At 63.1% G+C, this 18489-nt stretch carries 18 protein-coding genes; 14 read left to right on the forward strand and 4 right to left on the reverse strand.

From position 1 onward, the window contains the following. The first annotated feature begins 221 nt into the window (after positions 1–221). Complete coding sequence (locus tag VGE08_RS06760) at positions 222–1091, forward strand: helix-turn-helix transcriptional regulator (RefSeq protein ID WP_331067091.1); 870 nt, start codon at positions 222–224, stop codon at positions 1089–1091. Between the two features lie 78 nt (positions 1092–1169). Beyond that, positions 1170–2339 carry a DUF3047 domain-containing protein gene (locus tag VGE08_RS06765; RefSeq protein WP_331067092.1) on the forward strand — a complete coding sequence of 390 codons (1170 nt, stop codon included), beginning with the start codon at positions 1170–1172 and terminating at the stop codon, positions 2337–2339. A gap of 20 nt (positions 2340–2359) precedes the next feature. On the opposite strand, the gene VGE08_RS06770 is transcribed toward VGE08_RS06765, so the two are convergent. Next, positions 2360–3532, reverse strand: coding sequence for a CaiB/BaiF CoA-transferase family protein (locus VGE08_RS06770; RefSeq protein ID WP_331067093.1), 1173 nt, complete (start codon positions 3530–3532; stop codon positions 2360–2362). 9 nt (positions 3533–3541) lie between these two features. Then, positions 3542–4735: an acyl-CoA dehydrogenase gene (locus VGE08_RS06775; RefSeq protein ID WP_331067094.1), complete on the reverse strand. Its 1194-nt coding sequence runs from the start codon at positions 4733–4735 to the stop codon at positions 3542–3544. 123 nt (positions 4736–4858) lie between these two features. On the opposite strand from VGE08_RS06775, the gene VGE08_RS06780 reads away from it, so the two are divergent. The 7 genes from VGE08_RS06780 (at position 4859) to VGE08_RS06810 (ending at position 11154) form a co-directional block, all read left to right on the forward strand. Next, a complete protein-coding gene (locus VGE08_RS06780) occupies positions 4859–5806 on the forward strand; it encodes a LysR substrate-binding domain-containing protein (protein ID WP_331067095.1) in 948 nt (315 codons plus the stop codon). Positions 5807–5890: 84 nt separating this feature from the next. Further along, entirely contained in the window at positions 5891–6217 is a 327-nt protein-coding gene (locus tag VGE08_RS06785) for a zinc-binding dehydrogenase (RefSeq protein WP_331067096.1), read from the forward strand. Between the two features lie 202 nt (positions 6218–6419). Continuing rightward, entirely contained in the window at positions 6420–7892 is a 1473-nt protein-coding gene (locus VGE08_RS06790) for a DUF2868 domain-containing protein (RefSeq protein WP_331067097.1), read from the forward strand. Next, positions 7889–9301, forward strand: a complete 1413-nt coding sequence (locus VGE08_RS06795) for a DUF3482 domain-containing protein (protein ID WP_331067098.1) — start codon at positions 7889–7891, stop codon at positions 9299–9301. The genes VGE08_RS06790 and VGE08_RS06795 overlap by 4 nt, the downstream gene beginning before the upstream one ends. Positions 9302–9427: 126 nt before the next feature. Beyond that, positions 9428–9832, forward strand: coding sequence for a Rieske 2Fe-2S domain-containing protein (locus tag VGE08_RS06800; RefSeq protein ID WP_331067099.1), 405 nt, complete (start codon positions 9428–9430; stop codon positions 9830–9832). 52 nt (positions 9833–9884) lie between these two features. Then, positions 9885–10295 carry a hypothetical protein gene (locus VGE08_RS06805; RefSeq protein WP_331067100.1) on the forward strand — a complete coding sequence of 137 codons (411 nt, stop codon included), beginning with the start codon at positions 9885–9887 and terminating at the stop codon, positions 10293–10295. Between the two features lie 85 nt (positions 10296–10380). Next, positions 10381–11154, forward strand: a complete 774-nt coding sequence (locus VGE08_RS06810; RefSeq protein WP_331067101.1) for an IclR family transcriptional regulator — start codon at positions 10381–10383, stop codon at positions 11152–11154. Between the two features lie 28 nt (positions 11155–11182). Here VGE08_RS06810 and VGE08_RS06815 read toward each other — a convergent pair whose 3' ends face one another. Beyond that, positions 11183–11974: an IclR family transcriptional regulator gene (locus tag VGE08_RS06815; RefSeq protein ID WP_331067102.1), complete on the reverse strand. Its 792-nt coding sequence runs from the start codon at positions 11972–11974 to the stop codon at positions 11183–11185. A gap of 101 nt (positions 11975–12075) precedes the next feature. Between VGE08_RS06815 and VGE08_RS06820 the strand changes: the two genes are divergently transcribed. From VGE08_RS06820 to VGE08_RS06840, 5 genes are all read left to right on the forward strand, one after another. Beyond that, complete coding sequence (locus tag VGE08_RS06820; RefSeq protein ID WP_331067103.1) at positions 12076–13737, forward strand: FAD-dependent oxidoreductase; 1662 nt, start codon at positions 12076–12078, stop codon at positions 13735–13737. Then, positions 13734–14015 (forward strand): DUF2783 domain-containing protein, encoded by a 282-nt coding sequence (locus VGE08_RS06825; protein WP_331067104.1) that lies wholly within the window; start codon positions 13734–13736, stop codon positions 14013–14015. The genes VGE08_RS06820 and VGE08_RS06825 overlap by 4 nt, the downstream gene beginning before the upstream one ends. Then, positions 14012–14968, forward strand: coding sequence for an MBL fold metallo-hydrolase (locus tag VGE08_RS06830; RefSeq protein ID WP_331067105.1), 957 nt, complete (start codon positions 14012–14014; stop codon positions 14966–14968). The genes VGE08_RS06825 and VGE08_RS06830 overlap by 4 nt, the downstream gene beginning before the upstream one ends. Positions 14969–15068: 100 nt before the next feature. Then, entirely contained in the window at positions 15069–15548 is a 480-nt protein-coding gene (locus tag VGE08_RS06835; protein ID WP_331067106.1) for an SDR family oxidoreductase, read from the forward strand. 92 nt (positions 15549–15640) lie between these two features. Continuing rightward, complete coding sequence (locus VGE08_RS06840; RefSeq protein ID WP_331067107.1) at positions 15641–16597, forward strand: NAD(P)/FAD-dependent oxidoreductase; 957 nt, start codon at positions 15641–15643, stop codon at positions 16595–16597. Between the two features lie 195 nt (positions 16598–16792). On the opposite strand, the gene hutU is transcribed toward VGE08_RS06840, so the two are convergent. Further along, entirely contained in the window at positions 16793–18463 is a 1671-nt protein-coding gene (hutU, locus tag VGE08_RS06845; protein WP_331067108.1) for a urocanate hydratase, read from the reverse strand. Positions 18464–18489 lie beyond the last annotated feature (26 nt).

Genomic DNA, 18489 nt, shown 5'->3' on the forward strand with positions numbered 1-18489 from the left:
CCAGGAAGTAGTTGACGCGCTGCGCGCTCCGAAGAATAAATAACGGTCAAAACGGCGCTGAAATAAACGCGGGCCGAGCGATCTGGTGCTCGGCCCATCCTCACGCCGACGCCGCGCGAAACATCCAGTCAGGATGCACATAGGACTATACTGACCGCTCCCATCCCGTCCCGGGACTTGCCTCGACTGCCCGAGCCGCAGCGCGAAGCCAGGAGCATGTCATGACATTGAGAGTCTTTCGTCCGTGTCCATTGCTGGCGCCCTATGTGGATGTCTATTGGGACTACGAAAATCTCACCGGCGAGACCAGCGCGTATCTTTCCATCCTGCCGGATACCGCGACCTACCTGTGTTTTCTCTACCAGGACCCATTGCTGACGGCGCATAGGACCCGGACCTATCGAACGCGCAGCGGCGTGGCAGGATTTCAGAGCTTTCGCAGCGACCTGGGTGGTCCCGGCACCATTTCAGGAGTGACGGCGCGGCTGACACCTTGGGGCCTGAATGTTTTCCGTCGCGGCGTCGTGAAGGAGTGTGCTGACAAGCGCGTCGATTGCCGGGACATCTTTCCGAAATATTTCATCGAGCGCATCGAGGACCGTCTGGCGCGCCTGCCGGCAGCGGAAGACCGCGTCGCATTCATCGAGCAATATCTACTTTCCATTTTCGAGCCATACCACGAGGACTCGCTGGTGCGGCGAGCCTGCGAGCAACTGGTCGCCTCCGGAGGAAACTACAGGGTGGCGGATCTGGCGCGCAGCGTGAGTTTGAGCAAGCGGACGCTGGAGCGCCGCTTTGTCGAGCAGATTGGCGCGACTCCCAAGAAAGTCTCACGCGTCATTCGCTTGCGTCGCGCCATCCTGGAGAAAGCCCGGCTGCCAAATTGGGCCGAAGTGGCGCATGCCGTGGGGTACTACGATCAGAGCCACATGATTCATGATTTTCTGGAGCTGTATGGAATGACACCCGAGACGCTCTATCCACGGATTCGGGTCTCGCCGACCTTTCGGTTCTCCGGCCTGGTGGACCTGGCGGCAGCGCCAACGTCTGTCAGGAACGCGGCGGCCGGCGCCATCCAGCCAAGGGCTTGACTGCCGCTTTTTTCCAATACAACGCGACGTTGCCATCGTTAGCGTTTGGGACGGCACTGATGCCGGGGAGGATGTTGCATGTCCAGCGTAGCCGTCTCTCTGAGAAAACCGACGACCGACCCGACGCCGGAGGATTTCCGCTCCGGCCTGTCCACGCTGCTGGAGAAATTGCCTGCAAACACCGTGCAGGGACATGCGTTCTTCTCCGTCCCCGCGAACGAGCCGCCATGGTTTGATACGGGCCTGGACTTGCGTGCTGGCGAACACGTGACCGTACTCGCCGTGGGGCACGCGGTTCTTCCGAGCGAGCACGATCTGCGTTTCTATCCGGACATGCAGCTTTGGTATCGCGTCGGCGAATCAGGGCATATCTTCCGGGGCACTCGCCAATCGCATTCATTCATGGCGAGCCAGCCGGGACGACTCTACTTCGGCAGCTATTTTCCAGGGGAATGGACCACACGCACGGGCGCCATGGCCGTCGGCACGGAGGCGTATCGGATGATGCAAGGCGGCCTGGAGATTCTGGTGCTGCGCTGGGCAGATCATCCGCTGGATGGATTGAAGCGAATGGTGGCGCTCGGCGATGTGAGCTCGTTGCTCGCGTCCGAGATCGACCGACTGCAGCACGCGGTCAAGCCGCCAGAGGGCTGGGAATATCTGTGGTTTCTCGGGCAGTCCGAAATCTATGGCACAGGACCCGATTCTCCGGCCCAGCGCCCGTCGATTACGTGCTACACGCAGCGGGATGCCGCCATTCTGCACAAGAATGTTTCGGTACCGCTCTCGCCCGACACTCGCCTGTGCTGGTCCTGGAAGATGGAGACGTTCCCGTGCCAGCTACCGGAGAACACGCTGGAGAACCACGACTATCTCAGCATTGCGGTTGAATTCGACAACGGACAGGACCTGGCATTCTTCTGGAGCTCACAACTTCCGGTCGACACCGGCTTCCGCTGTCCCATTCCGACCTGGACGGCACGAGAAACGCACGTGGTCGCGCGGTCGGGCAGCGAATCGCTGGGCCGATGGATGGATGAGGAGCGCCCGCTCCACACCTACTACGAGCGTTTCGTCGGCACGATCGGCAAGCGGGACGAGACCCACGATCCGAGAGTTGTGGCGCCGCCAACGCGCATCGAACGCATCTGGCTGATCGCCAACAGCATGTTCCGGCGGCAACAGGGGCGATGCGACTATGGCGCGATCGAGCTGCAAACGGGCGGCAAGATCATTCGCGTCAACTGAGGCGGCGCGCCTCGACGGAGTCAGCGATCCGGCAGGCCCAGCTCCCGCCGGATCTCTTCGGTGTGTTCGCCGAGCCGCGGCGGCGGCTTCGATAGCGACAGCTGCGCATCGGAAAATTTCATCGGCGAGGGTACCGACGGAACAGTGCCACCGACCACGTCAGGCGCGGGAATGCTTACTGCCATCTGACGATGCTTGACTTGAGGATCCTTGAAGACATCCTCGACAGTGTTGATGGGTCCCGCCGGCACGCCAGCTTGTTCGAGCCGCGCCAGCAGCACCGCGCTCGGATACTTCAGCATCAACTCACCGAGAATCGGGATCAGCACCGACCGCTCGCGCACTCTATCTTCATTGGTCGCAAACCGCGGATCGACGCCGAGTTGCGGACGCTCGAGCACTTCGCACAATTTCCGGTACTGCGAGTCGTTGCCGACTGCGATCATCACGTAGCCATCGGCCACGGCAAAGGTTTGATAGGGAACGATGTTGGGATGGGCGTTGCCCATGCGCCGCGGCACCTTGCCGGACACCAGATAGTTGAGCGCCTGATTGGCGAGCACGCTGACACCCACATCCAGCAACGCCATGTCGACATGCTGGCCGCGACCCGTGCGCTCGCGCTGAGCCAACGCGGCTTGAATCGCGATCGTGCCGTAGAGTCCCGTTATGATGTCCATGAACGCGACCCCGGTCTTTTGCGGCTCGCCGTTCGGATCGCCGGTCAGATCCATGATGCCGCTGAGTCCCTGGATCATCGCGTCGTAGCCGGCGCGCCGAGCGTAGGGACCGTCCTGGCCGAAGCCGGTGACCGAGCAATACACCAGCCGCGGGTGACGCTGCGCGAGCGTAGGGTAGTCGAGGCCGAATTTTTTCAGCCCGCCGGTCTTGAAGTTCTCGATGACGACGTCCGCGCTATCGATCAACTGCAGCACCATCTCGCGATCTGCTGGCTTGCTGAAATCGGCGACCACGGATCGTTTGCCGCGATTGCAGGAAAGAAAGTAGACGGCATCGCGCGTGCCGTCTTCGCGATGTATGAACGGCGGACCCCAGCTGCGAGTGTCATCGCCTTCCGGGGCTTCCACCTTGATCACGTCCGCACCGAGATCCGCGAGCGTCTGGCCGATCCAAGGACCGGCCAGAATGCGCGCCAACTCGACGACTTTCAGTCCCGCCAGCGGAGCAGTCACTTGCTTACCTCAGAAAAAGGCTTGCAGACCCGTTTGGGCGCGGCCGAGGATCAGCGCGTGAACGTCGTGCGTACCCTCGTAGGTGTTGACCGTCTCGAGGTTCTGCGAATGGCGGATGACGTGATATTCGCTGCTGATGCCGTTGCCACCGTGCATGTCGCGAGCCGCGCGTGCGATATCCAACGCCTTGCCGCAGTTGTTGCGCTTGATGAGAGAGATCATTTCCGGCGCCATCTTGCCGCTGTCGAACAGTTGCCCGACGCGCAGCGCGGCTTGCAGGCCCAGCGCAATCTCGGTCTGCATGTCCGCGAGCTTTTTCTGGAACAGCTGTGTTTGCGCCAGCGGGCGGTTGAACTGAATCCGCTCCATGCCGTAGTTGCGAGCACGATGCCAGCAATCCTCGGCAGCGCCCATCACGCCCCAGGCGATGCCATAGCGGGCGCGATTCAAACATTCGAACGGACCGCGCAGGCCGGCGACGCCCGGTAGCAGATGTTCCTCGCCGACCTCGACGCCATCCATGACGATCTCGCCGGTGATCGATGCACGCAGCGACAGCTTGCCTTCGATCTTCGGGGCCGAAAGGCCCTTCATGCCTTTCTCCAGCACGAAGCCGCGAATGGCATTGTCGTGGGCGGCGGATTTCGCCCACACCACGAACACGTCGGCGATGGGGCTGTTGGTGATCCACATCTTGGAGCCCGTCAGGCGATAGCCGTTCGCGGTCTTCTCCGCACGGGTGCGCATGCTGGCAGGATCGGAGCCGGCGCCCGGCTCGGTCAGGCCGAAGCAGCCGATGAGCTCGCCCTTGGCCAGGCCCGGCAGGTACTTCTGCCGCTGCTGCTCGCTGCCGAAGGCGTAGATCGGATGCATGACGAGCGAGGACTGCACGCTCATCATCGAGCGGTAGCCCGAGTCGACTCGCTCGATCTCGCGGGCCACCAGTCCATAGGCCACATACGATGCGTCGGCCCCGCCGTATTGCGCCGGCAGAGTCACGCCGAGCAACCCCATCTCGCCGTACTGCCGGAAGATGTTCACGTCGGTGCGCTCTTTCAAATAGTCCTCGGTGACTCTCGGCAGCAAGGTCTCCTGCGCGAAGGCCCGCGCGGAGTCGCGGATCATCTTTTCCTCGTCGCTGAGCTGTTCATCGAGCTGGAACGGATCCTGCCAATCGAACGCCGGGGTGGGGGACTGAGACATGAACTTGTCCTCGAATTGTGGTGGCGGGCTGGCCCTCATCCCGGCAATTACGCCGCAATGTCTTGATCCGTTCAATAATTTAATGTACCGATATGAGCACATTTTTCGCTCAAAGGCAGGCCCGTGCTCGATAGCCGCCCCCTTCGTTGTTTCGTCGCCGTGGCGCGCGAGCTGCACTTCGGCCGCGCCGCCGACCAGCTGGAGATCGCGCAGTCGGCGCTCAGCCGGCAGTTGCTGGAGCTGGAGCGCAAGCTCGGCGTCCGCCTGCTCAATCGAGGCCGGCGCAGCTCGATTTCCTTGACGCACGCCGGGGCGGCGTTGTTGCCCGAGGCCGAGCTTGCGCTTCGGCAGCTGGACCGCGCCGAGTTCGTCACCAAGCGAACCGCACGCGGCGAAATGGGCAGTATCGACGTGGGCTATGTGCTTTCAGCGGCGCTGAGCGGACTGTTGCCGCAGGTGCTGACGGCTTTTCGATCCGCCCATCCCTCCGTCGAGGTTCGATTGACCTCAATGGAAACGCCGCGTCAGATCGAGGCGCTACGCAGTGGCGCGCTCGACGTGGGATTCATCCGTCCTCGCGCCAACTACCCCGACAGCGTCGAGGCCAGCATCGTGCATCGCGAGCCCCTGGTGGTTGCGGTTGGCAACGAGCATCCGCTGGCTACACAAGATGTCGATGTACGTGCCCTGGCGCGAGAGAGCTTCATCGCCCCGCAGTTCGATGAAGCCTCCGGCTTCGTTGAATATCTTGCGGCGCTTGGTGCTCGCGGCGGCTTCGAACCTCGGCTTGCTCATCGGGTCCGCGATTTCATCACCGCTGCGATGCTGGCTTCGGCAGGTTATGGCGTCGTACTGGCACCGAAGTCCATCGCAGCCATCCAGTCGGGCAATCTCGTGTGCAAGCCAATTCGAGGCTACGACACGATGGCTGAGTTGGCGGTGGCCTATCGAACTGCAGCCGCGTCACCTGCAGCTCGGCTGTTTGTGAATCTTGCGAAAGCAACCGCCACTGCAGTCGGCTCCGTGAAGCGACCTCGTCGCTCTACCGCTAGAACGCGCAAGCGGGCCTGACTGGCATCAGTTCGGCGCCGCGGGCCCTGGGACTTTGGGCTGAATTTAGCCTGGCGTGGCGGTGCATACGCCGAGTACGTCGCGGTGCCGGCGGAACTGGTGGTGCCGAAGCCGCCCCGGCTGTCATTCGCGCAGGCGGCCGCGGTTCCGTTGGTCGCGTTGACGGCATATCAGGCGTTGTTTGTGGATGGCAACCTGAAGGCCGGGCAGAGAATTCTGATCCACGGCGGGTCGGGTGGTGTGGGCCATATGGCAGTGCAGCTCGCGAAGCATGCGGGCGCGCGCGTGTTGGCGACCGCGTCGGCGGACAATCTCGACTACGTTCGAACCATCGGCGCCGACGTCGCCATCGACTATCAAGAGCAGCGATTCGAAAAAGTCACTGGCGAAGTGGACTTCGTGCTCGAGTGAGCATGACCTATCCACTCACCGAGGCGGCGGTGGCGCAGGACGATCTCGGCCGCTTGCACAAGCCGGGCAAGAGTGTGCTGATGGTCCAGCCGCTGTAATAGTTTCAGGAGCTGGCTGCCGGCCGGCGCATGACGACCGGCTGGGGCGCCCGGCAGACAGCCCTGGAACCGGGTCTGGAACCGGGCCCTGGTATCATTGCCGGATGCATAACGCCCGGCCTGGCTCACTATTCCACGAGGCCCTGGACATTCCCGCGTGGCTGGAAGCCGACCGGGACCGCCCCTTTGAAGCACGGTTGCACCGGGATCGTCGCATTGCCGCCGCTCTGCCTGGCTCCGATCCGCTGGATCGAGTGCGCCACTGGTGGCTGGCCGTTCGGCGCGAGACGCCACTTCCTGCCCAGGATACCGAGCTTGCGACGCGCCTGTCGCGAGCCCGGGCGATCATCACATTCTTGATGCTGCTGGTCGGTACACTCGTCGGTGCCGGCACGGCCATGACGGTATTTCGATACGACGGCACCTGGCCAGTCAACGTCGTGACGGTCTTCGCCGTCCTGGTGCTGCTGCAGATCGTGCTGATCGCATTCACGCTCATATTGATGTTGCCCAGAGTCCCGGGACTGCAGGCGCTGCAGAACCTGTTGGGTGGGTTCAATCCCGGGGCACTGGCGGCGGCGCTATACCGCCGAGTGACGCGACAAGACGAGCAACGGGCAAGCTTGCTGGTGTGGCATGAAGCTCGCGGACCGGCCGCGGCTCAGTTCGCTCGCTGGCAGATGCTGGCTTGGTCGCAGTGCGCGGCTGTCGCTTTCAACGTCGCGGCACTGCTGTCCGCGTTTGCGTTGATCGCCTTCACCGATCTTGCGTTCGGCTGGAGCACTACGCTGCGTCTCGACACTGACGACATGCGACGGCTCACTCAGCTGCTGGCTGCACCATGGCGCGAGCTATGGCCGGAGGCCGTTCCCTCTGCCGAGCTGATCGAACATTCCCGATTCTTCCGGTTGGCATCGGCTCCTCCGACGGCCGTTGCAGCGTCGGAGCTGACGGGGTGGTGGCCCTTTCTGCTGGCGGCCATAACGACGTATGCCTTGATCCCTCGCTGTGTTCTGCTGTTGCTCGCGGCCGTGCGGTTGCGAGCGGCCACTCGCAATCTTCTATTGGACGATCCTCGTGTTCGAGCGCTGCTCGATCGAATGAGCGCAGCCGACGTGCAGCTCGGCTCGGACCTCAAAGAAGATGCGGCGGTGTTCCCGGATGCAGAGGCGCAGAGCGCGCCGGCAATGAGTGGCGATGCCGTAGTCATCGTCTGGTCTGGCGCCATGCCGCTTCGTGACACGAACGAATGGACCGCGACACATCTACGATGGCGTGTGACGGAGACACTCGAAGCCGGCAACCGAACTATCGCAGCTGACACGGCCACCATCGAGCGCGTCGCCGCGCTACAGCCGAACACGGTAGTCGTCTACGTTCGTGCCTGGGAAGCCCCGATGCTGGATCTGCAGGACTTCATCCAGGCGTTGCGCGCGAAAGTCGGGCCGCGCTGTTCGCTGATTCTGGTGCCCGTCGGCGCCAATGCCGAAGTTGCCACCGAAGCGCAGCGAACAGTCTGGTCGCGTTGGACGGCGCGAGTCGGCGATCCGGCCTTGTATCTGGAGGTTGGCGCGTGAGCACGCATCCCACGTTCGCCATCGTCGGCCATCCCAACAAGGGCAAGAGCAGCATCGTGTCCATGCTCGCCGAAGACGAAACTGTCGCCGTTTCGCCCGATCCCGGCACCACACGACAAGCTCGTGGCTTCCAGATGCAGGCCGATGGCCGAGTGCTCTACGAGCTCGTCGACACGCCCGGCTTCCAGCGGCCACGAGCGCTGCTCGAATGGCTTCAAGCGCACGAGCGCAGTGCCAGCGAGCGGCCAGCCGTGGTGCGTGAGTTCGTTACGAGTCATGAAGGAGATCCGCGTTTCAAGGACGAGTGCGAGCTGTTGCGCCCGATCCTGGCCGGCGCCGGCATTCTCTACGTGGTCGATGGGGCTCATCCCTATGGCGCCGAGTACGAAGCGGAGATGGAAATCCTGCGCTGGACGGGACAACCGCGCATGGCGCTGATCAACTTGATCGGTCCCGGCGACTACGTGGAGGAATGGCGACGCGCGCTGAATCAATACTTTTCCATCGTGCGGGTATTCGACGCGTTGCGCGCGGACTTCGGCAAACGTCTGGAGTTGCTGCGAGCGTTCCGCGAGCTGAGCGAGCTCGATCAGTCCTGGGCCCGCTCGTTGGAGCAAGCCGTCGAGATTCTGCAGAGGGATCGCAAGGCCCGGCAGGAGCGCGCCGCCGCCGAGATCGCCGACCTGCTCATCGAAGTGCTGTCGGCCAGCGAGTCCGCTCCGTGTCCCGAGGGTGCCGACCAAGTGCAACTCGGCAAGGAGCTGACGGAACGATTGCGTGCGCGCATTCGCCGTAGGGAACACTCGGCTCGACGCGTGGTGCAGGAGTTGTATCGACATCGCTCGTTGCGGATGCAGTCCGCCGAGTTCGATCTGCTCGCGGAGGATTTGTTTTCCGAGCGCAGCTTCTCCATGTTCGGGTTGTCGAATGCACAGTTGTCGATGACCGGCGCCGCCACGGGGGCGCTGGCCGGCGGTGCTCTCGATGCGGCGGTTGGCGGCGCTTCTTTGTTACTCGGCGCTGGCGTTGGCGCCATCGTCGGCGGGCTCGGTGCAATGTTCGGTTCGAACCGGCTGGCGAAGGTTAGATTGCTGGGTGCGCCGCTCGGCGGCCATCGCCTCATCGTCGGTCCGATCTCGGCCACCAATCTGCCCTGGGTCATTCTCGGCCGATCGCTGTTGCATCACCGGCTGGTGGCGGAAACCAATCACGCACGACGCGAATCGCTGGTTCTCGACGCGAGCGCCAGCGAGCATCTCGCCGGCACCATCGACGCGGGCAGGCGCCGTCAGATGGAAAGCCTGTTCCGGCAGATCCGCGAGCAGAGCGGCCTGACGCCACAGCAGCGAGACGAGCTCGTCTCGCATATCGTGGCAGCCATGGACGATGCGAGACAGCGTCCGAGCTAGTACCGACCCGCCTTTTTCCCGATCTCGGTGGCTGGATCTACATCTCGCCACCATCGAGCCTCCCTCCCGCGGGCTGCTCTGCGGCCTGATTTGGCGCGCTTTTGGCTGGTGGGCCCGGGTACGCCCATGGGAGAGCTGTTGCGCCGGTATTGGCATCCCATCGCCGCCGTCGCGGAACTGGATGAGCACCCGATCAAGCCAGTGCGGCTGATGTGCGAAGACCTCGTCCTGTTCCGCACCGGGGAGGGAGCATTCGGCCTGGTCGCTCGCAATTGTCCCCACCGCGGCGCGGATCTGACGCACGGAATCATCGAAGCGAATGGCATTCGCTGCAGCTATCACCCCATCAAGCATCGCGAGCTGTTCACCCAATCGATGACGCTCGAAGAAAGCCGCGCGCTGGGCCGCTCGCTCGCCTACCGGGTCAACGAAACGGCTTATCAGCACCAGCTCGGTCAACCCGAGGCCGTCAAGCGCGAGTATCAGATCGCGATGGGCATGATTCCCGAGGACGCGACCGAGACCCTGTGAGGTCGCGGCAGCCGAACACGTACAGCAAATATCACTATAGAAGGTACTGCTCTTGAAGCTTGCAACGATCCGCCACGATGGCCGGCCCACTGTCATCGCGCGTGTTTCCGACGATGTGGGCGTCGCGCTCCCCTATGCCTGGATGGAGGATCTCATCGAAGCTGGCAATGCCGGGCTCGATGCCGCGGCCCAGGCTGTTGACGACGCGAAACGAGGCAAGGTGCCGACAATGGCGCTCGCGAATGCCGACTGGATCGCGCCCGATCCGCGCCCGTCGAAGATCCTCGGCTGCGCGGTGAACAACAACAATCTGAACAGCAAAGCTTACCAGCCCATGACGGCGCCGATGTTCTTCATCAAAGGCCGCTCCGCGCTGACCGGTCACAACAAGACCATCGACATCAACGGAGGGGGCACCGGGTCTTCGTGTGCGTTTACGCTGTGGCGCCCGTCGGGGAGTTGATCCAGGTCAAGTACATGCGCCGCCGCTTGTGCAAGCTTAGCCGGGGACAATTCACCATTCGGCTTTTGATTCCAACGCAGCACTCATGGCAATACAACTATCGCACTACGAGGACGAGGGGCGGCGCTCGAGCACGGTCAAGAGTGTGGAGGTCACGGTCCAGATTCTGGACGTGCTCACCGAAGCCACCGGCCCGGTCCGGGTCGGCGAGCTTGCCAAGCGGCTGGGCATGACGAAGGCGCGGGTGTCGCGGCACCTGCAGACCCTGACCAACCTCGCTCTCGTTGACCGGGCACGCGACAGCGAGGGCTACGTTTTCGGGCGCAAGCTGCTCAAGTTCGGCCGCGCCGCCGTCTATCGCAGCAATATCGTCGAAATCTGCCGGCCGTATCTGACCGGCCTGTGCAACGCGACCGGTCACACGGCACTGCTCGCGACGCCGACGCGAGGCGGTGCCATGGTCGTGCTTGCCGTGCCGAATCAGTTCGAGCCGGGCGTTACGGTGCATCCAGGAACGTTGCTGGGCCTGCCCGAGTCGCCATCGGCGCGGCTGGTCCACTACTTCGAGAATCAGAAGCCCACGCCGCCGAAGGTGCAGGAGAATCTGCGCACGTATGGCGTCGATTTCGAAGCCAATCCCCGCGGCAGCGGCTTGGGTGGCATCGCTGCACCGATCTTCGAGCCCAGCGGCGCAATCGCCTGCACGGTCGGCATCATCCTGTCCTCGTTGTTGTTGCTCCCTGAACCGCAGCGATCGCTGCTGGAGCCCATAAGAGAAACCGCCCGCGAGATCCAGGCCAGCTACGCGCAAGGTGCCACTTCTCCGTTGATGCCTGCGCCGTCGCACCGTCCCAGCTAGCGTCCGCCAACGCTTCTCTCACGCGGGTTCAGGCGGATATCCGGTCTTTGTCGTAGCCGAGACGCTGCGAAATGGTCGATGCCGTTCGCTTGAGCGCTGCGACGATCTGCTGGCTCTTGGCCTGGAAGGGTTTGTTGTAGCCGAGCGCCGTCAAGGCCAGCACGACATCGCCACTGTGATCGAACACCGGTGCGCTGGCACCCTCGACTCCGGGAATGAAATCCGCGACATATGCGTAACCGCGGCGGCGGATGCGCTCGATCCATTCATCGACTTCGGCTGCCGTGGTCGGTGTGAGCTGGTTGCGAACATTTTCAGCTAGCTCTTGCCGCACCAGCCGGGACGTTGCCGATCGTGACAGATACGCCAGAAACACCCCGCCAGTGGCGGAGCGGGTGAGCGGCATGACCGATCCCAGGCGCAGCGTCGCGGAGACCGGGGTATCGGCACTCACCCAGCGGACCATGGTGGCGCCATGGTTTGCCCAGACCGCCAGTGCCACGGTCTGCTGAATCTCACGACTCAGATCGGCCAGATAGGCGGTCGCGATGGTGACGGGCTCGATTCGTCCGAGCGCGCTCAGGCCCAGCTGCAAGGCGAACGCGCCCAGATCGTAAAGCCCGGTTTCGGCGTGCTGCTCCACCAGTCCCATGCGCATGAAGCTGACCAGGTAGCGATGCGCTTGCGGGGCGGGCATGTCGGCGGCCTGGGCAAGCTCCTTCAGCATCATCGGCCCCTTGGCTGCGGCCAGGCATTCGAGCAACCGCCCGCCCACTTCGATCGATTGCACACCTTGTTGTTCTCGTACTTTCCCGGTCATCTCGGCCTCCGCCATTGACCTTACCAGAAGCGGTGATTACGATTAGATTAATTAGTTACGATAATAGTAATCGAGAAAATCGAGGGGTCCAAAGCACGCTTATGCCTGCTTACGTTGCCAAGCCGTTTCCGTATCGAACGCCGCCCGAGCTGGCCGGTGTGGACCGCGGCATCCATCCAGTGGTCATTGTGGGCGCCGGGCCGATAGGGCTGGCCGCGGCGATCGACCTGGCGTTGCAAGGGGTGCGCGTGATCGTGATCGACGACAACGACGTGGTGTCGGTCGGTAGCCGCGCGATCTGCTGGTCCAAGCGCAGCCTGGAGATTCTCGACCGGCTCGGTGTCGGCGATCGCTACGTCGAAAAAGGGTTCACCTGGAAAGTGGGCCGGGTGCATCACCGCGACCGGTTCCTGTACAGCTTCGACCTGCTGCCCGAGGGCGGACACAAGATGCCCGCGTTCGTGAATCTGCAGCAGTACTATGCCGAGGAATACCTCGTTGACCGCTGTGCTGACTTTCCCGACCTGATCGATCTGCGATGGAAGAACGAGTTCGTGGCTCTGCAACGGCATGACGACCACGTCCGCATCGAAGTCCAGACACCGGACGGCCGCTATTCATTGTCCACGCAATGGCTGATCGCCGCGGACGGCGCGCGCAGTGCGGTTCGTTCAGCGCTGGGCTTGAAATTCGAAGGACGCACCTTCGAGGAAAAATTCCTGATCGCCGACGTCCGGTGGGCCGACGCACCCAACGAGCGCAACTTCTGGTTCCAGCCGTCGTTCGATCCGAGCGAGAGCGTGCTGATCCATCGCCAGGCGGACAACATTTCCCGCATCGATTTCCAGATTGGCTGGGATGCCGACACCACCACCGAGTTGCAGCCGGAGAAGATCGCCGAGCGCGTGCGGCGAGTCGTGGGTGACGACGTTCCGTTCGAGCTCGATTGGTGCTCGATCTACACGTTCCGTTGCGTGCGCATGGAGCGGTTCGTGCACGGTCGTGTGATCTTTGCCGGCGACAGCGCGCACGTCGTGAGCCCCTTTGGTGCACGCGGCGGTAACGGTGGACTGCAGGACGTGGACAACCTGTGTTGGAAGCTCGCTCGAGTGATCCACGGGCAGGCGCCACGCAGTCTGCTGGACTCCTACGACGAAGAGCGCGGTCACGGCTGCGATGAAAACATCATGCACTCCAGCCGAACGACTCGTTTCATGACGCCGAAGACGCCCGTGGAGCGCGATTTCCGCGACGGCGTGCTGGCGCTTGCACCAGAGTTTCCGTTCGCGCGTGCGCTGGTCAACTCCGGGCGCCTGTCCAAGCCGTGCTCGTTGCAAGGTCTTCCATACATCACTCCGGACTCGGCGCCGATGAGCGGTGACATGGTGCCAGGCTCGCCGTGTGACGACGCACCGATGTTGGACCGGGATGGGCGGCCCCGATGGTTGCTCAACTCGTTGGGCAACGAGTTTTGCGTGCTCGTCTTCGACCGGGACAATGCGGCAGCCGAGCGCTACCGCAAGATACTTCGTGAAGCTGGCTTGGCGGCGCGGCTCGTCCTCGTGCTTCCCGCGCAAGTCAGTGCAACGGACAGCGATGCGCTCACCGATCAGCAAGGGCTGGCGCAGGAGCGCTATGGTGGCGAAGCAGGCGTTACCTATTTGATCCGCCCTGACCAGCACGTCGCCGCGCGATTCCCTGGTTTCGATGTGAATGCGATCGGCAGGGCGTATGCGCGGGCCCTGCGCGGAGTGAGCTCATGAGCGATCCAACTGTGACGCTGAGACGGACCGACGGGTTCGCCGGACGCGGTGATGAATTCTATGCAGCGCTACTCGAAGCGCACGAAGGCCTGTCGGACGCCGACAGCGCCGCCTTGAACTCGAGACTGATTCTGTTACTCGCCAATCACATCGGCGATGTCGATGTGATCCGTGAGGCATTGCACGCAGCGCGTGCATCAGTCGACGCTAGCGCAGCGCGCGCAGCAGTCAACACCAGCGCCGCGCGCGCCTCGATTTCGCCCGGGAGAACCTCATGAGCAAGAAATTTGCCTCGCAAGCCGATCTGGAAGACAAAGTCGTGAGCTTCGACCGGCTGTCCGAACATGCCTATGCCTACACGGCGCAGGGCGATCCGAACACCGGCATCATCGTCGGCGACAATGCCGTGATGGTGATCGACACGCAGGCGACGCCGATCATGGCGCAGGATGTGATTCGCCGGATCAGGGAGGTCACCGACAAGCCGATCAAGTACGTTACCTTGTCGCACTACCACGCGGTGCGAGTGTTGGGCGCGAGCGCATACGGCGCGGAGCACATCATTGCCAGCCAGGACACCTACGACCTGATCGTGGAACGCGGCGCTCAGGACATGAAGAGCGAGATCGAACGCTTTCCTCGCCTGTTCCGTGCGGTCGAATCGGTGCCCGGTCTCACCTGGCCGACGCTCGTGTTCCATAAACAGATGACGCTGTTCATGGGCAAGCTCGAAGTGCGCATCATGCAGATCGGCCGCGGCCACACCAAGGGCGATACAGTGGTCTGGTTGCCGCAGGAGAGAGTGCTGTTCTCCGGCGACCTGGTCGAGTACGACGCCACGCCTTACACGGGCGATGCCTACCTGCAGGATTGGCCCGCCGCGCTCGATGCTATCGCCGCGCTCGAGCCGCAAGCGTTGGTGCCGGGCCGAGGGGCGGCTCTCAAGACGCCCGCCGAGGTCGCCAAGGGTCTGGAGGGTACGCGAGCGTTCGTTTCCGATCTGTATAACTCGGTGGCGGCAGCCGCCCGGCAGAACAAGCCGCTTCGCGAGATCTATTCCAGTGTGTACGCGCAGCTGAAGCCGAAGTACGGTCACTGGGCGATCTTCGATCATTGCCTGCCGTTCGACGTCTCTCGCGCCTTTGACGAAGCGACTCAGTATCCGGACCCGCGCATCTGGACGGCCGAGCGTGACAAGGAGATGTGGCAGTCGCTCGAAGGCGGGAAGTAATACCGACGCGACAACTCTCGTCGCTGAAAGCATATCAACGATGTGATAGCGGCCGTCCGGGGATACCGGACGGCCGCTTAGCGTTTCTTGGTGCTCGTGCGTGTTTCCGGAAGGGACTGCGAGCATTCCCGACGAAGAGTGGCAGGACGTCTTCGCACTCAATCTCTTCTCCGCAGTCCGCGTCACGAACGCCGTGCTTTCAGCGCTGCGTGCGTCCAAAGCTGCTTCAGTCGTGAACATCTCATCGACCGCAGCGACGTTGCCTTTCGGTCCTACGGCACACTACGGCGCGGCGAAGGCGGCGCTCGACGCTTATTCGCGCACGCTCGCCGTCGATCTCGCTGCGAGCGGCATCCGTGTGAACGTGGTGACACCGGGTCCCATCGCGACGCCCAGCGCAGACGAGTTGCGGAAGAACTTTCCCGGAATCTCGGCCGATGACTGGCTCGAGTATCTGCCGCTCGGGCGCATTGGCGCTCCGCAGGACATCGCCGAAGTCGTCGCGCTGCTCGTGTCGGCTCGCGGCGCCTGGCTGACCGGCGTCACCTATCGCGTCGATGGCGGAATGACGGCTCGCTGATCGACGGACGTTCGTCTAGGCCCGCGCACAGCGGATTGGAACAAGAGGTTCTGGCGGCCGTTTCTCCTGACAATCCTCATGAGTCAGGAAACATGGCCGCTACCCTCTGGGACGTGGTGATCGTAGGCGCGGGGCCGGCGGGCCTGAGCGCGGCGCTGGTGCTGGGCCGTGCGTGTCGAAAGGTGCTGCTGTGTGATCGTGGCACGCCACGCAACTGGGCGTCGAAGCGAATGCATGGGTTCCTCACCAGAGATGGCATCGAGCCCCGGCAGTTTCGCGAGCTGTCACATCGGGAACTGGCCCGGTATCCGCAGGTGAGATTTCGCTCGGCACGCGTGGCCGGAGCAGAGTTGCTGCCCGACGCCACTTTCCGTGTCACCTTTGCCAATGCAGCGACTGTCCGGACCCGCAAGCTGCTCCTTGCCACCGGTTTGTTCGACCGGCTGCCGCCGTTGCAGGGCATCGAGAAGTTTTTCGGGACCAGTGTGTTCCAATGCCCCTACTGTCATGGCTGGGAGAACCGCGATCGACCGGTGGCGGTGTATGGGCAGGGCCAGCGTGGTTTCGAGATGGCTCGAGCTCTGACCGCCTGGACGCGTGATGTCGTCTTATGCACCAATGACGGTCCCGAGCTGTCCCCCAGAGCGAAACGAGAGTTGCAACGCAACTCCATCCAGTTGCGCACCGAGCCTGTCGCCAGGCTCGATGGAAGCGCGGGAAAGCTGCAACGAATCGTGTTTCGCGATGGCAGCGCGATCGAGCGGTCGGCATTGTTCTTCGATACGCCAAGCACGGAACAATCGGATCTGGCGCGCTCGATAGGATGTCAGTTCAGCGAGAACGGTGGTGTGAAATGCGGGACGCATTCAGCCACCAGCGTGCCAGGCGTGTTCGTGGCAGGGAACATCATTCGCGATGTTCAGCTCGCCATCGTCGCCGCCGCCGAAGGAACACGCGCGGCATTCGGTATCAATCGCGCGCTTACCCGTGAGGACTTTGCAAGGAAGGCCACGGGCGAAAAGCGCGTAGAGCACGCCTTCCCGAAATAGTCCGCCTGCGGCCGGACTAGGACCAATGGCACTTAGTTAGCGCCCTGCAGTGGTTGGCGGTTAGCGGTTGGGGCAGAACGGAGGCCAGGATTTAGCTCATTTGTGGCCAACCGCTATCCGCGAACCGCTGCGACAAAGACGGTTAACCAAGCACCATTGGGACTGGGACCCGGTCCCGCCTCACTGGTCGTTCAGTCAGCGATCCGTGATGCCCGGCAAATCCAGGCCGCGTTCGCGTGCGCACTGAATCGCCATCTCATAACCGGCGTCGGCGTGGCGCATCACACCGCTGGCGGGATCGTTCCAGAGCACGCGAGCGAGTCGGGCGTCCGCTTCAGGCGAGCCGTCGCAGACGATGACCATGCCGGCGTGCTGAGAAAAGCCCATGCCGACGCCGCCGCCATGGTGCAGCGATACCCAGGTCGCACCCGAAGCCGTGTTCAGCAAAGCATTCAGCAGCGGCCAATCCGAGACAGCGTCCGAACCGTCCTGCATCGCCTCGGTCTCACGGTTGGGCGAGGCGACCGAGCCGGAGTCGAGGTGGTCGCGGCCGATCACGATGGGCGCCTGCAACTCGCCCGAAGCGACCATTTGATTGAATGCGCGGCCGAGCCGATCGCGCTGGCCGAGGCCCACCCAGCAGATGCGCGCGGGCAAGCCTTGGAAGTGGATGCGCTCGCGCGCCATGTCGAGCCAGTTGTGCAGGTGAGGATCGTCGGGAATCAGTTCCTTCACTTTCTGATCGGTGCGGTAGATGTCTTCCGGGTCGCCGGACAGCGCCGCCCAGCGAAACGGTCCGACACCGCGGCAGAACAACGGCCGGATATACGCTGGCACGAAGCCGGGGAATGCAAAGGCGTCGCTTACGCCGCGATCCAGCGCGACCTGCCGGATGTTGTTGCCATAGTCGAAGGTGGGAATGCCCTGGCGATGAAAGTCCAGCATCGCGCGCACATGCACCGCAATCGAGCTCTTGGCTGCCTCCGCAACACCTTGCGGATCGGATACTCGCCGCGCGTCCCATTCCTCGACGGTCCATCCGATGGGGAGATAGCCGTTCACCGAATCGTGCGCGGATGTCTGATCGGTAACGGCGTCCGGCTTCACACCACGACGCAACAACTCGGGCAGGACTTCCGCGGCGTTGCCACGCAGCGCAACTGAAATCGCCTTGCCGGTGCGGCGCGAGCCCTCGATGATCGACAGCGCTTCTTCGAGGTTCTGGGCGCACACGTCCACATAGCGGGTGCGCAGGCGGAAGTCGATGCTCGTTTGGCGGCATTCGATCGCCAGGCAGCTGGCACCTGCCATGGTCGCGGCCAGCGGCTGCGCGCCGCCCATGCCGCCGAGGCCGGCGGTCAAGATCCAGCGGCCGCGCAGATTGCCGCCGTAATGGCGCCGACCCATCTCGACGAATGTTTCATACGTTCCTTGCACGATGCCCTGCGAGCCGATGTAGATCCACGACCCGGCCGTCATCTGCCCGAACATCATCAGGCCCTTGCGATCCAGCTCGTTGAAATGTTCCCAAGTGGCCCGGTGCGGCACCAGGTTGGAGTTGGCCAGCAAGACGCGCGGCGCGTCGCGATGCGTCCGGAACACGCCGACCGGCTTGCCTGACTGGATCAGCAGCGTCTCGTCGTCTCCGAGCCGTTTCAGAGTGGACACGATGCGGTCGAAACAATCCCAATCGCGCGCCGCTCGACCGATGCCGCCATACACGACCAGTTCCTGCGGCCGCTCGGCGACCTCGGGATCGAGATTGTTCATCAGCATGCGCAGCGGCGCCTCGGTGAGCCAGCTGCGAGCGCTGAGAGTGCGGCCGCGGGGAGCACGGATGACGCGTGACTTGTCGATCCTGTTCATGGCGATACCTGCTGTCGGCCGGCAAG

The sequence above is a fragment of the Steroidobacter sp. genome (assembly GCF_036406195.1).
Classification (GTDB): domain Bacteria; phylum Pseudomonadota; class Gammaproteobacteria; order Steroidobacterales; family Steroidobacteraceae; genus Steroidobacter.

Coding starts and splice junctions, on each gene's coding strand:
- VGE08_RS06760 (WP_331067091.1), top strand. CDS start 222: ATGACATTGAGAGTCTTTCGTCCGTGTCCATTGCTGGCGCCCTATGTG.
- VGE08_RS06765 (WP_331067092.1), top strand. CDS start 1,170: ATGTCCAGCGTAGCCGTCTCTCTGAGAAAACCGACGACCGACCCGACG.
- VGE08_RS06775 (WP_331067094.1), bottom strand. CDS start 4,735: ATGTCTCAGTCCCCCACCCCGGCGTTCGATTGGCAGGATCCGTTCCAG.
- VGE08_RS06790 (WP_331067097.1), top strand. CDS start 6,420: ATGCATAACGCCCGGCCTGGCTCACTATTCCACGAGGCCCTGGACATT.
- VGE08_RS06800 (WP_331067099.1), top strand. CDS start 9,428: ATGGGAGAGCTGTTGCGCCGGTATTGGCATCCCATCGCCGCCGTCGCG.
- VGE08_RS06810 (WP_331067101.1), top strand. CDS start 10,381: ATGGCAATACAACTATCGCACTACGAGGACGAGGGGCGGCGCTCGAGC.
- VGE08_RS06815 (WP_331067102.1), bottom strand. CDS start 11,974: ATGACCGGGAAAGTACGAGAACAACAAGGTGTGCAATCGATCGAAGTG.
- VGE08_RS06820 (WP_331067103.1), top strand. CDS start 12,076: ATGCCTGCTTACGTTGCCAAGCCGTTTCCGTATCGAACGCCGCCCGAG.
- VGE08_RS06825 (WP_331067104.1), top strand. CDS start 13,734: ATGAGCGATCCAACTGTGACGCTGAGACGGACCGACGGGTTCGCCGGA.
- VGE08_RS06830 (WP_331067105.1), top strand. CDS start 14,012: ATGAGCAAGAAATTTGCCTCGCAAGCCGATCTGGAAGACAAAGTCGTG.
- VGE08_RS06840 (WP_331067107.1), top strand. CDS start 15,641: ATGGCCGCTACCCTCTGGGACGTGGTGATCGTAGGCGCGGGGCCGGCG.
- hutU (WP_331067108.1), bottom strand. CDS start 18,463: ATGAACAGGATCGACAAGTCACGCGTCATCCGTGCTCCCCGCGGCCGC.